Origin of the sequence: Paraburkholderia caballeronis (assembly GCF_900104845.1) — a bacterium.
GTDB classification, from domain to species: Bacteria; Pseudomonadota; Gammaproteobacteria; order Burkholderiales; family Burkholderiaceae; genus Paraburkholderia; species Paraburkholderia caballeronis.
In genome coordinates, this window is the sequence record NZ_FNSR01000002.1 from 1,624,329 (window position 1) to 1,637,106 (window position 12,778).

The 12,778-nt window shown below is 68.2% G+C and carries 9 protein-coding genes; 7 read left to right on the plus strand and 2 right to left on the minus strand.

The window, feature by feature from the left end; translation table 11 throughout:
* Positions 1-167 precede the first annotated feature (167 nt).
* Positions 168-1,694, plus strand: a complete 1,527-nt coding sequence (locus BLV92_RS23785; RefSeq protein ID WP_090549750.1) for a succinyl-CoA:acetate CoA-transferase ScpC — start codon at positions 168-170, stop codon at positions 1,692-1,694.
* Between the two features lie 106 nt (positions 1,695-1,800).
* Here BLV92_RS23785 and BLV92_RS23790 read toward each other — a convergent pair whose 3' ends face one another.
* Both BLV92_RS23790 and BLV92_RS23795 read right to left on the minus strand, forming a co-directional pair.
* Complete coding sequence (locus tag BLV92_RS23790) at positions 1,801-2,052, minus strand: GlsB/YeaQ/YmgE family stress response membrane protein (RefSeq protein WP_090549753.1); 252 nt, start codon at positions 2,050-2,052, stop codon at positions 1,801-1,803.
* 197 nt (positions 2,053-2,249) lie between these two features.
* Complete coding sequence (locus BLV92_RS23795; RefSeq protein WP_090549756.1) at positions 2,250-2,957, minus strand: MgtC/SapB family protein; 708 nt, start codon at positions 2,955-2,957, stop codon at positions 2,250-2,252.
* 291 nt (positions 2,958-3,248) lie between these two features.
* Between BLV92_RS23795 and BLV92_RS23800 the strand changes: the two genes are divergently transcribed.
* The 6 genes from BLV92_RS23800 (at position 3,249) to BLV92_RS23825 (ending at position 12,773) form a co-directional block, all read left to right on the plus strand.
* The gene (locus BLV92_RS23800; RefSeq protein ID WP_090549759.1) at positions 3,249-4,256 is read left to right on the plus strand and encodes a LysR family transcriptional regulator; all 1,008 of its coding nucleotides are present in this window, start codon (positions 3,249-3,251) and stop codon (positions 4,254-4,256) included.
* A gap of 224 nt (positions 4,257-4,480) precedes the next feature.
* Positions 4,481-7,669: an efflux RND transporter permease subunit gene (locus tag BLV92_RS23805; protein WP_090549763.1), complete on the plus strand. Its 3,189-nt coding sequence runs from the start codon at positions 4,481-4,483 to the stop codon at positions 7,667-7,669.
* 40 nt (positions 7,670-7,709) lie between these two features.
* Complete coding sequence (locus BLV92_RS23810; protein ID WP_090551377.1) at positions 7,710-8,993, plus strand: efflux RND transporter periplasmic adaptor subunit; 1,284 nt, start codon at positions 7,710-7,712, stop codon at positions 8,991-8,993.
* Positions 8,994-8,998: 5 nt separating this feature from the next.
* Positions 8,999-10,537 (plus strand): efflux transporter outer membrane subunit, encoded by a 1,539-nt coding sequence (locus tag BLV92_RS23815; protein WP_090551379.1) that lies wholly within the window; start codon positions 8,999-9,001, stop codon positions 10,535-10,537.
* 110 nt (positions 10,538-10,647) lie between these two features.
* Positions 10,648-11,337, plus strand: coding sequence for a heavy metal response regulator transcription factor (locus tag BLV92_RS23820; protein WP_090549766.1), 690 nt, complete (start codon positions 10,648-10,650; stop codon positions 11,335-11,337).
* Positions 11,334-12,773 carry a heavy metal sensor histidine kinase gene (locus BLV92_RS23825; protein WP_090549769.1) on the plus strand — a complete coding sequence of 480 codons (1,440 nt, stop codon included), beginning with the start codon at positions 11,334-11,336 and terminating at the stop codon, positions 12,771-12,773. The genes BLV92_RS23820 and BLV92_RS23825 overlap by 4 nt, the downstream gene beginning before the upstream one ends.
* The last annotated feature ends 5 nt before the right edge of the window (positions 12,774-12,778 follow it).

Sequence of the window (12,778 nt, forward strand, 5' to 3'; positions counted from 1 at the left end):
CGCAGAACGGCCATGCAACCGCATGCCGACGACATGCCGCGACACCGCAATCCGGGTGCCGCGGCATTGTGCGTTTGAGGGGCCGCGCCCATGCGCGACGTTGAAGGAAGCCACCGGAGCGGGACTCGCGAACGGCATTGGTGGAAAGGATAACTGTGGAGACTTTGATGTACGAAGACCGTATTCGTTGTGCCGCGTTGCGCGGGAAGATCACTTCGGCCGCCGAGGCGGCGCAGCTCGTGCGCAACGGCATGCGCGTCGGCGCGAGCGGTTTCACGCGGGCCGGCGACACGAAAGCCGTGCCGCTCGAACTGGCGCGCCGCGCGCGCGAGGAAAAAGAGCCGCTGCGCATCACGCTGATGACCGGCGCATCGCTCGGCCACGACGTCGACCGCATGCTGACCGAGGCCGGCGTGCTCGAACGCCGGCTGCCGTTCCAGGTGGACACCACGCTGCGCAACGCGATCAATCGCGGCGAGGTGATGTTCATCGACCAGCATCTGTCCGAGACGGTCGAGATGCTGCGCGCGAACCTGCTCGGCAAGCTCGATCTCGCGATCATCGAGGCGGTCGCGATCACCGAAACCGGCGGCATCGTGCCGACCACGTCGGTCGGCAACTCGGCCAGCTTCGCGATCCTCGCGGACAAGGTCATCGTCGAGGTGAATCTCGCGCAGCCGCTCGCGCTCGAAGGGCTGCACGACATCTGGATTCCGGGCCGCCGCCCGCATCGCGACCCGTTGCCGGTCGTGAGCCCGAGCGACCGCGTCGGCGTTACGGCCATCGAGATTCCGCCGGAAAAGATCGCGGCGATCGTCATCACGAACGAGGCCGACAGCCCGTCCACCGTGCTGCCCGCCGACGACGAAACCGCGCGCATCGCCGGCCATCTGATCGAATTCATGCAGCACGAGGTCACGCATGGCCGGATGCCCGCGCAACTGCCGCCGATCCAGGCCGGCATCGGCACGATCGCGAACGCGGTGCTGTCCGGTTTCGTGTCGTCGCCGTTCGAGGCGCTGACGATGTACTCCGAGGTGTTGCAGGACTCGACGTTCGACCTGCTCGACGCGGGCAAGATGGTGTTCGCGTCGGGCGCGTCGATGACGCTGTCCGCGACGCGCCAGGCGCAGGTGCTGGCCGAACTCGACCGCTATCGCGACCGTCTCGTGCTGCGTCCGCAGGAGGTCAGCAACCATCCGGAAGTGATTCGCCGGCTCGGCCTGATCGCGCTGAACACCGCGCTCGAATGCGACATCTACGGCAACGTGAACTCGACGCACGTCGGCGGCACGCACATGATGAACGGCATCGGCGGCTCCGGCGACTTCGCGCGCAACGCGTCGTGCGCGATCTTCGCGACGAAGTCGATAGCGAAGGACGGCCGCATTTCGAGCATCGTGCCGATGGTCCCGCATTGCGACCACAACGAACACGACGTCGACGTGATCGTCACCGAGCAGGGGTTGGCCGACCTGCGCGGGCTCGCGCCGCGCGAGCGCGCGTTGCAGATCATCGAGCACTGCGCGCATCCGCTGTATCGCGACCTGCTGCGCGACTACTATCGCGACGCGCTGAAGGGCGGCGGCCAGACGCCGCACAGGCTGGACAAGGCGTTCGAAATGCATCTGCGCTTCAACGACACCGGTTCGATGCTGCCGGCCGTCGCGCAGGGCCTCGCGGCGAACGTCTGAGCTTGTGGGCGGCCCGAGCGCCGCCGCATGGCGAAACACAAGCCGCCAAAACAAAAACGGGAGTGCCGGACAACGGCACTCCCGTTTTTTTCGTGCGACGGCGCGGCTACGCTCGCCGGAAGAGCCGGATGATGAACAGCAGGATGACCGCGCCGATGATGGCCGTGATGATCGAGCTGATCATGCCGCCGCCGATCGAGATGCCGAGCAGGCCCGCGAGCCATCCGCCGATGAACGCGCCCACGATCCCGACGATGATATCGACGATCAATCCGAAGCCGCCGCCCTTCACGAGGATGCCGGCGAGCCAGCCTGCGATTGCGCCGATGATGAGCCAGGCGATGATGCCGTGTTCCATATGATTTCCCCCATTGTTGACGTGAGCGAGCCCACGGTGAGGGCAGATTAATCGAACGAATCGGGCGCGTCCATGACTGTGAGGCCCAGTTAACATTTGCATACGCTTTTTTACATGCCGATCGCATGCATTGTGCGTTGATTAGCTAACGTCGCAGCAACGGCGCGCCGGGCGCCGCGCATCACGGACCCTCCCGCTCATTCAGGCGCCGCTTCCACTTCCGCGGCTGTCCACGTGACGCTGGACACGCTTTTTTCCATCGCGAGCCGGCTCGCCATCTGTTCGAGCTTGGGCTGGTCCTTCGGATGCAGCTTTAGTGTCGCGGTTACGCGCACCTGTTGCGGACGGTCCGCCAGGTCCTCGCTCGTCAGGCTCTGGAACGACAGCGGCGTCGAATACATCGAATTCGTCAGCACCGTGCGAATATGAATCTCGTCCTCCTCGCGGCACACGACGGTCAGCATGTATTCGCGCACGAGATCCGCATTCGACACCGGCGTCGCGTTGATGAAGCGGCTCACTTCGCGCAGCACCGTGTTCGTCAGCAGCACGATCGCGGTGCCGGCGACCGCCGGGCCGTAATGGCCCGCGCCGCACAGCACGCCGACCGCCGCCGAGCACCATAGCGTCGCGGCGGTGTTGATTCCCTGGATCGAGCCCTTGTCGCGCATGATCACGCCGCCGCCGAGGAAACCGACGCCGGACACCACATACGCCGAAATCTGCGTGACGCCGGCGGTGCCGTTGCCGGTCAGCACGCCGAGCGTGACGAACAGGCTCGCGCCGCTTGCGACGAGCGTGATCGTGCGCAGGCCAGCCGTGCGCTGGCGTATCTGGCGTTCGAGTCCGATCGCGACGCCGCATGCGAAAGCGGCCGCGAGTCGCAGCGCAAGGTCGAAAGTCATCGTTCTTTCATCTGGGGCAGGGCGGGAACCGGCCGCAACACGTCGCGCGCAAAGCCGGGTGCGAACCGCGACGCGGGTGCGGCGGAAACCGGCCGCATGCAGGCGCGACCGCCGTGCGCCGCGCGAACCGGCCGGCGCGGCGAAACGCGGTGGATCATACGCGGATGGGCCGTGCCCGCCAAGCTGTCTGGCCTGTCATGTGCGGGTCAGCATCCAGCCACGACCGTTCCGCCAGACTGGCGCCATCGTTGGTCATGGTAATGAGGCAGTCACGATGGACAGGAGCAACTGATGGATACGCTGCGAAACATGCGAATCTTCGTCCGGGTCGTCGAGTCCGGCAGTTTCACGCGCGCGGCCGCGCACGAGTCGATGACGACGGCGCAGGTGTCGCGCGCGATCACCGACCTCGAATCGCGGCTGCGCACACGGCTGTTGAACCGGACCACGCGGCGCATGTCGCTGACCGAGGCAGGCGAGCGTTATCTGCAAAGCTGCCGGCGCATCCTCGCGGACGTCGAGCAGGCCGAGGCGGAAGCCGCGGCCGCGCATGCGAATCCGGTCGGCAAGCTGCGCGTGTACGGCGGCACGAGCTTCGGCCAGCACTACGTGATGCCGCTGATCGCGCGCTACCAGCAGCATCAGCCCGAGGTCGCCGTCGATCTGACCATCGCGCAGCAGATGCCCGACATCATCGAGGAAGGCTTCGACGTCGCGGTCGTGATCGCGGCGCAGCTTGAGGATTCCGCGCTGATCTCGCAGCATCTCGGCAGCACCGCCGCGATCCTGTGCGCGTCGCCCGAGTATCTGCGCACGCGCGGCGCGCCCGAATCGTTCGACGATCTCGACCACCATACCTGCCTGCATCTGACCGACGCGAGCCTGCCCGCCGGCCAGTGGGTGTCCGAGGGGCCGCACGGCGAAACGTTCCGTCATACCGGCGTCACGCCGTTCCAGGTGAACAATCCCGAGGCGCTTGCGCTCGCGATCCGCGAAGGCATGGGCATCGGACCGCTGCCGGTGCCGGTCGCGCTGCCGGGCCTCGCGGACGGCTCGCTCGTGCGCGTGCTGCCGACGCTTCGTCTGCAAACGCTGAACATCTACGCGCTGTATGCGTCGCGCCGTTACCTCGACGCGAAGATCCGAACGTTCGTCGAGTTCCTGCGCGACAGCGTGCCGGTCACGCTCGCGGAGCAGGAAGAGGCGCTGAGCGCGTGCAACGCGTCGCTGCCGGGCGTGGTCCCGCACGTGCGCTCGCGCGAGAGCCGCGAGGCCGAGCGCCTGCGGCTCGTGAACTAGGCACGACAGGCACGAATCCGCGCCGCGCTCGCCCACCCGAACGGCGCGGCGCACCGGATGGCCCTGCGTCAGCCGTTATTCGCAGCGCGCTTAACGCTGCTTTGCGTGGTCTGCCGGTTTCGCCCTGTTGGCGACCGCAGCGTGCCAGCGCCATTTCCTGTGATGCGTGACCGCGCGGTCCGCAGCGTCGCCCGCTTGCCCGAAGCTCTGTCCGAAACAGTCACATGTGGATTGTCAACCTCGCGCTGAAGCGGCCTTACACGTTCATCGTAATGGCCCTCATGATCCTGCTGGCGACGCCGTTCGCGCTGATGTCGATGGCGACCGACGTGCTGCCGTCGATCAACATCCCGGTCATCAGCATCATCTGGACCTACACGGGCCTGTCCGCGAAGGACGTCGCCGACCGCATCACGTCGGTCAACGAGCGCGGGCTGACCACGACCGTCAGCAACATCGAGCACATCGAGTCGCAGTCGCTGCCCGGCATCGCCATCATCAAGCTGTTCCTGCAACCGGGCGCGAGCCTGCAGACCACGATCGCGCAGACCGTCGCGTCCGAGCAGGCACAGTTGCGGCAGATGCCGCCCGGCGCGACGCCGCCGCTCGTCATCAGCTATTCGGCGTCGAGCATTCCGGTGATCCAGCTCGGCCTGTCGAGCAAGACGATGAGCGAGCAGGCGCTCGCGGACATCGCGATGAACTTCCTGCGCCCGCAACTGATCACGATTCCGGGCGCGCAGGTGCCGTACCCATACGGCGGCAAGACGCGCGTGATCTCGGTCGATCTGAACACGCGCTCGCTGATCGCGAAGGGCCTGACGCCCGCGGACATCGTGAACGCGGTGAACGCGCAGAACCTGATCCTGCCGACCGGCACCGCGAAACTCGGGCAGACCGAATACCGGATCGACACGAACGCGTCGCCCGAGACGATCGCGGGCCTGAACCGCATTCCGGTGCAGACGCTCGACGGCGCGACGACCTATCTCGGCGACGTCGCGAACGTGCGCGACGGTTTCTCGCCGCAGACCAACATCGTGCGCCAGGACGGCCAGCGCGGCGTGCTGCTGTCGATCCTGAAGAGCGGCGATGCGTCGACCTTGCAGGTGGTCGGCGCGTTGAAGGACCTGTTGCCGAAGGCGCGCGACACGCTGCCCGCCGAAATGCAGATCCAGCCGCTGTTCGACCAGTCGATCTTCGTCAGCGCGGCGGTGCAGGGCGTCGTGCGCGAGGCGCTGATCGCCGCGTGCCTGACCGCGCTGATGATCCTGCTGTTCCTCGGCAACTGGCGCAGCACGCTGATCATCGCGGTGTCGATTCCGCTGTCGATTCTCGCGTCGCTGCTCGCGCTGTATGCGCTAGGCGAGACGATCAACATCATGACGCTCGGCGGCCTCGCGCTCGCGGTCGGCATTCTGGTCGACGACGCGACCGTGACGATCGAGAACATCGAGCGGCATCTGCACCTCGGCGCGAAGCTGCACGACGGCATTCTCGAAGGCGCGGGCGAGATCGCGGTGCCGGCGCTCGTGTCGACGCTGTGCATCTGCATCGTGTTCGTGCCGATGTTCTTCCTGACCGGCGTCGCGCGGTTCCTGTTCGTGCCGCTCGCGGAGGCGGTCGTGTTCGCGATGGTCGCGTCGTACATCCTGTCGCGCACCCTGGTGCCGACGCTCGCGATGATGCTGCTGTCGAACGCCGGCCCGCACGCGGGCCACGCGTCGAACGACGCCGCGCCGCCATCGCTGCTCGCGCGCGTGCATCTGCGTTTCAACGCCGGGTTCGAGCGCGTGCGCGCAACATATATCTCGCTGCTGAGCCTGCTGCTTGCGCGCCGCAAGCTGTTCGCGAGCGCGTTCCTCGCGTTCTGCATCGCGTCGCTCGGCCTCGTGTTTTTTCTCGGCCGCGACTTCTTCCCGAGCGTCGATGCGGGCGACATCCGCCTGCACATGCGCGCGCCGACCGGCTACCGGATCGAGGAGACCGCGCGGCTCGCGGACGAAGTCGAGCAGGTGATCCGCCAGGTCGTGCCGCCGGACCAGTTGGAAACGATCGTCGATAACCTCGGTCTGCCGTACAGCGGGATCAATCTGTCGTACAGCAACGCGGGCACGATCGGCACGCTCGACGGCGAAATCCAGATCGCGCTGAACGAAGGGCACGCGCCGTCGCGGATCTACGTCGACAAATTGCGCACACTGCTGCCGCAGCGTTTCCCGGGCGTCGAGTTCTTCTTTCAGCCGGCCGACATCATCACGCAGATCCTGAACTTCGGGCAGCCCGCCGCCATCGACGTACAGGTCGCGGGCGCGAACCTCGATCAGGACATGACGCTCGCGAGCAGTCTGCTGAAGCAGGTGCGCCAGTTGCCGGGCGCGGTCGATGCGCACGTCGAGCAGCGCAACGACGAGCCCGCGCTGCGGCTCGCGATGGACCGCACGCGGATGCAGCAGTTGAACCTGAGCGCGCAGAACGTCTCGCAGAACGTGCTGATCGCGTTGTCCGGCAGCACGCAGACGTCGCCCGCGTACTGGGTGAGCCCGCAGAACGGCGTCGAGTATCCGCTCGCGGTGCAGACGCCGCAGTACGCGGAAACGTCGGTCGGCGACCTGATGAACACGCCGGTGTCCGCGCGTCCGGATACGCCGCTGCAACTCGTCAGCAACCTCGTGCGGCTGGAGCCGCACGACGGCCCCGCGATCGTCACGCATTACAACATCCGGCCGGTCGTCGATCTGCTGGTCAGCGTCGAGGGCAGCGATCTGGGCTCGGTCGGCTCGGCAATCGACAATGTGATCCGCCACGCGCAGGCGCACGCGCCGCGCGGCACGACGATCACGATGCGCGGCCAGATCGGCACGATGCGCTCGTCGTTCATCGGGCTCGGCGTCGGCATCGCGATGGCGATCGTGCTGGTTTATCTGCTGATCGTCGTGAACTTCCAGTCGTGGGCCGATCCGCTCATCATCATCAGCGCGTTGCCCGCCGCGCTCGCCGGCATCGCGTGGATGCTGTTCATCACCGGCACCCATCTGAGCGTGCCGGCGTTGACCGGCGCGATCATGACCGTCGGCGTCGCGACCGCGAACAGCATTCTCGTCGTCGCGTTCGCGCGGCAGCGGCTCGCGCAGGGCGTGCCGCCGCTCGCCGCCGCGCTCGAAGCGGGCGCGACGCGGATTCGCCCGGTGCTGATGACCGCGTTCGCGATGATGATCGGCATGGTCCCGATGGCGCTCGGCCTCGGCGAAGGCGCGGAGCAGAACGCGCCGCTCGGCCGCGCGGTGATCGGCGGCCTGCTGTTCGCGACGGTATCGACGCTGCTGTTCGTGCCGCTGATGTTCGCCGGCGTGCACAGCCGGCTCGCGCGGCGCGCGGCCGCGCAGCGCGAGCGCGAGGCGCCGCATCCATGACGCGCCGTTCCAACCGATTCAGCTATTCATGGTCGACGACATGAACGATCCTCACCGCCACTCGTCTCTCGACATCGCCGTCAGCGGCGAAGAGGGGCTGGACCTGCCGGCGCGCGGCCAGGCCGGCCGCCGCGCGCGCATCGCGCTGCTCGTGATCGCGCTGCTGCTCGCGGCGGGCGCGGCTCGCACGATCGTGTCGAACCTGATGAACGCGCATCGCCTCGCCGACACGACGAAGCAGAACGCAAAGCAGTACGTGAGCGTCGTGCAGCCGTCGCCGGCCGGCGACAACGGCCGGCTCGTGCTGCCCGGCACGCTGCGCGGTTACGTCGAGGCGCCGATCTACTCGCGCGCGAACGGCTACGTGCTGCACTGGTACGCGGACATCGGCGCGCACGTGAAGCAGGGGCAACTGCTCGCGGAACTCGACACGCCCGAGATCGACCAGGAGCTTTCGCAGGCACAGGCGCAGCGCCAGCAGGCCGAATCGACGCTCGCGCTCGCGCGGACCTCGTTCGAACGCGCGCAGCAACTGCGCCTGCGCGACGCCGTCTCGCAGCAGGAGCTGGACGACCGTCAGGGGGCGTACAGCCAGGACATCGCGAACGTGGCGGCCGCCGACGCGAACGTGCGCCGCCTCGCGCAGACGAAGTCGTTCCAGCGGATCGTCGCGCCGATCGACGGCGTGGTCACGCAGCGGAACATCGACATCGGCGACCTGGTGAACGCGGGCAACGACGGCGCGGGCCGCGCGCTGTTCACGATCGCGCAGGCCGATTCGCTGCGGCTGTACGTGGACGTGCCGCAGACCTACGCGAACCAGGTCGCGGTCGGCCAGCACGTGAGCGTCGCGCAGCCGGAACTGCCGGGCGTCGCGTTCGACGGCCGGATCACGCGCACGTCGCAGGCGATCAGCGTCGCGACGCGCACGTTGCAGATCGAGATCACGCTGCCGAACCACGACGGCCGCCTGCTGCCCGGCACCTACGTGCAGGCGGCGTTGCAGATGGACCCGGCCGGCACGATGACGGTGCCCGGCAACACGCTGCTGTTCCGCGCGCAGGGGCCGCAGGTCGCGGTCGCCGGCACCGACGGCAAGGTGCATCTGAAGAAGATCGAGATCGCGCGCGATCTCGGCCAGACGCTCGAAATCAGCCATGGCCTGCTGCGGACCGACCGCGTGATCCTGAATCCGGGCGACTCGATCGCGGAAGGCGACAGCGTCGTCGTGACCGCGGGCGCGGGCAGTCCGGCCGCGCATAGCCGGCCGGAGCCGCAGCCGCCCCAGCCGGCGCAATCGTCGCCGTCACGGAGCGCGACGTGACCGGCGTGCGCGCGAAACGCAGCAGCGCGACGCTCGCGCGGAGCGCGGCGACGTTCGCCGCCGCGGCCGCGCTCGCCGCGTGCACGGTCGGCCCCGACTACCGCGCGCCGCAGACGGACGCGCCGGCCGCGTGGCGCGTCGATCCGGCGGATTCGTTCTGGCGCGTCGCGCAGCCCGCGCATGCGCCGCTCGATCCGCAGTGGTGGAAGGTGTTCGGCGACGCGGACCTCGACGGTCTCGAACAGGCGGCGCTCGCGGACAACCAGACGCTGCGCGTCGCGGCCGCGCATTACGAACAGGCGCGCGCGACGCTCGCGTCGGTGTCGTCCGCGCAGGCGCCGCAAGTCTCGCTCGATGCCAGCGCGGCACGCGAGCGCGTGTCAGCGAACCGGCCGCAGTTGAGCTACGCGACGCCGAACATGTCGACCGTGCAGAACGACCTCGCGATCGGCCCGACCGTCAGCTATGAGCTGGACCTGTTCGGACGCATCCGGCGCACCGTCGAATCCGCGCAGGCGTCGGCGCAGCAGGCCGGCGACGACCTCGCGAACGCGCGCCTCGTGCTGACCGCCGAACTCGCGACGGACTACTACGCGTTGCGCGAACTCGACAACGAGATCGACGTCGTGAACCGCTCGGTCGATCTGCAACAGAAGGCGCTCGACTTCGTGAACGCGCAGCACGACCTCGGCGCGGTGTCGGGGCTGAACGTGCTTCAGCAGAAGGCGCAACTGGACGCGACGCGCACCCAGGTGCATCTGCTTGTGAACCAGCGCGCGCAGTACGAACACGCGGTCGCGACGCTGACCGGCCAGGCCGCGCCCGGGTTCGCGCTCGCGCCGAAGGTCGGTCCGCTGCCGGTGCCGGTCCTGCCGCCCGGCATGCCGAGCGAACTGTTGCAGCGTCGCCCGGACGTCGCGTCGGCCGAGCGCGCGATGGCGGCCGCGAACGCGCAGATCGGCGTTGCGCGCGCCGCGTATTTTCCGGACCTGACGCTGTCGCCGACGCTCGGCTGGGAATCGACGCGGTTCTCGACCCTGTTCTCGGTGCCGAGCCTCGTGTGGTCGCTCGGCGGCGCGGCGGGCGAGGTGCTGTTCGACGGCGGCAAGCGCGAAGCCGGCGTCGCGTTCGCGAAGGCCGGTTACGAGTCCGCCCAGGCGAGCTACCGGCAGACGGTGCTGACCGCGTTCCAGGAGGTGCAGAATGCGGTGACCGGGCTGTCGGTGCTCGCGGGCGCGTCGGCGGACGCGCAGGCGGCGGTGGACGACGCGCGCAAGTCGTTCGATCTCGCGAACGACCGCTATCAGGGCGGCCTCGTTGCGTTCATCGACGTCATCAACGCGCAACAGCAATTGCTTGCCAGCGAGCGCCAGCAGGTGCAGATTCACGGACAGCAGGCGGCGACGGTGGTATTTCTGGCAAAGGCGCTCGGCGGTGGCTGGAGCGCAAACGAAGACGCGCTCGCGCGCGGCGGCGCGGCCGGGGCCGCGCAGCGCGGCGACAGCGGGCGCACAGGGGCGGTTGCAGCGGCCGGCAACGGTTGATGCAGCCTTCGGCGTTCGACGGCCGGCCGGGCAGGCGCGGGACCGGCGGCGCGCACGACAGACGACGCGGCCGGCACGAATCCGGACCGCGCACAAGCGGAGAGACGGGCATGAAGGTGCTGGTGATCGAAGATGAACGCAAGGTAGTGGACTACCTGCGCAGCGGGCTGACCGAGCAGGGATGGATCGTCGACGTCGCGATGGACGGCGAGGAAGGCGCGTGGATGGCGACCGAATACGACTTCGACGTGATCGTGCTCGACGTGATGCTGCCGAAGCTCGACGGCTTCGGCGTGCTGCGGGCGCTGCGCGCGCGCAAGGACACGCCGGTCATCATGCTGACCGCGCGCGATCGCGTCGATGACCGCGTGCACGGGCTGCGCGACGGCGCGGACGACTATCTGACGAAGCCGTTCTCGTTCCTCGAACTGGTGGAACGCCTGCGCGCGCTGACGCGCCGCGCGCGCACGCAGGAGTCGACGCTGATTACCGTCGGCGACCTTCAGGTCGATCTGATCAGCCGCCGCGCGATGCGCGACGGCGTGCGGCTCGACCTGACCGCGAAGGAGTTCCAGTTGCTGTCCGTGCTCGCGCGGCGGCGCGGCGAGATCCTGTCGAAAACGCTGATTACCGAACTGGTGTGGGACGTGAACTTCGAGAGCAATGCGAACGTGGTCGAGACCGCGATCAAGCGGCTGCGCGCGAAGCTCGACGGCCCGCACGCGGCGAAGCTGCTGCACACGATCCGCGGGATGGGCTACGTGCTCGAAGTGCGCGAGGACGGAGGCCAGCCGTCATGAAGCGGTCGATCTCGCTGCGGCTGTCCGCGATGTTCGCCGCGGTGTCGCTCGTGGTGTTCACGCTGACCGGCACCGGCCTCTTCATGCTGATGAAGCGGCAACTGTTCAACGAACTGCGCGAGACGCTCGACACCCGCGCGCGGATCGCGAGCCTGATCGTCAGCCACGCGCCGACCGTCGAGAAGTGGGCGTTCGTGCAGGAAAAGCTGCGCGATCTGTCGCCGGCGGACAGCCGGATGCACTACTACGTCGAAGGCCCGGACCCGCGGTTCCGGTTCGGCACGCCGATCGTCGGCTCGGTGTCCGGCTCGGTCGGGCCGGACGATCAACTGATACGCCAGCCGGGCCGCAATTACGACGTGATCCTGACGACCTACACGGTGCCGGCCGGCGGCGATCGTCCCGAGGTGAAGCTCGTCGTCGGCAGCGACTGCGAGCGCACGCAGTTGATGCTGCGGCGCTTCGGCATCGCGCTCGGCGTGCTGATCGCCGCGTCGACCATCGCGGTCGCCGCGCTGAGCCGCGCGGTCACGCGCTTCGGCCTTGCGCCGCTCACGCGGCTGTCGAAGGAGGCCGCGCAGTTGAGTCCGTCGAACCGGCGGCAGCGGCTGCATTCGGACGAACTGCCCGAGGAACTGCACGAACTCGCGACGTCGTTCAACGGCGCGCTGGAGCGGCTCGACCGCGCGTACGAGCGGCTCGAATCGTTCAACGCGGACGTCGCGCACGAGTTGCGCACGCCGGTCAGCATCCTGATCGGCCAGACCCAGGTGGCGCTGACGCGCGATCGCTCGGTGCTGCAACTGCGGCAGACGCTGCAATCGAACCTCGAAGAATTCGAGCGGCTGCGCGTGATCGTCAACGACATGCTGTTCCTGTCGCGCAGCGATCGCGGCGAGCGCGCGACCGAGCTGACCGAAGTATCGCTGCGCGCCGAGGTGTCGCGGATGCTCGAATTCCTCGAAATGCCGCTCGAAGAGGCGCAACTGACGGTCGCGGTGCACGGCGACGCGTCCGCGTGGGTGAACACGTCGCTGTTCGGCCGCGCGATGAGCAACCTGCTCGTCAACGCGATCCAGCATTCGTCGCCCGGCACCGCGTTGCAGGTGACGATCGTGCCGCAGCGCCGGCTTGTGGAGATCGCGGTGTCGAACCCGGGCGAGCCGATCGACCCGGTCGCGCGCGAGCACATCTTCGACCGCTTCTACCGGTTGCAGGAGGCGCGCTCGAACAGCCACGAAAACCACGGGCTCGGGCTGTCGATCGTGAAGGCCGTCGCGGAGATGCACGGCGGCACGGTGTTCGCGCGCAGCGCGGGCGGCGTGAACACGTTCGGCTTCTCGGTCGCGGTGGACGGCGGCCCGCCGCGTCCGCAGCCGGAACCGGACGCGCCGCGCACGAGCCGCGCGGGCATTCCGCTGCACGTGTCGATGTGATGCCG

Coding starts and splice junctions, on each gene's coding strand:
- BLV92_RS23785 (WP_090549750.1), top strand. CDS start 168: ATGTACGAAGACCGTATTCGTTGTGCCGCGTTGCGCGGGAAGATCACT.
- BLV92_RS23795 (WP_090549756.1), bottom strand. CDS start 2,957: ATGACTTTCGACCTTGCGCTGCGACTCGCGGCCGCTTTCGCATGCGGC.
- BLV92_RS23800 (WP_090549759.1), top strand. CDS start 3,249: ATGGATACGCTGCGAAACATGCGAATCTTCGTCCGGGTCGTCGAGTCC.
- BLV92_RS23805 (WP_090549763.1), top strand. CDS start 4,481: ATGTGGATTGTCAACCTCGCGCTGAAGCGGCCTTACACGTTCATCGTA.
- BLV92_RS23810 (WP_090551377.1), top strand. CDS start 7,710: ATGAACGATCCTCACCGCCACTCGTCTCTCGACATCGCCGTCAGCGGC.
- BLV92_RS23825 (WP_090549769.1), top strand. CDS start 11,334: ATGAAGCGGTCGATCTCGCTGCGGCTGTCCGCGATGTTCGCCGCGGTG.
- BLV92_RS23820 (WP_090549766.1), top strand. CDS start 10,648: ATGAAGGTGCTGGTGATCGAAGATGAACGCAAGGTAGTGGACTACCTG.
- BLV92_RS23790 (WP_090549753.1), bottom strand. CDS start 2,052: ATGGAACACGGCATCATCGCCTGGCTCATCATCGGCGCAATCGCAGGC.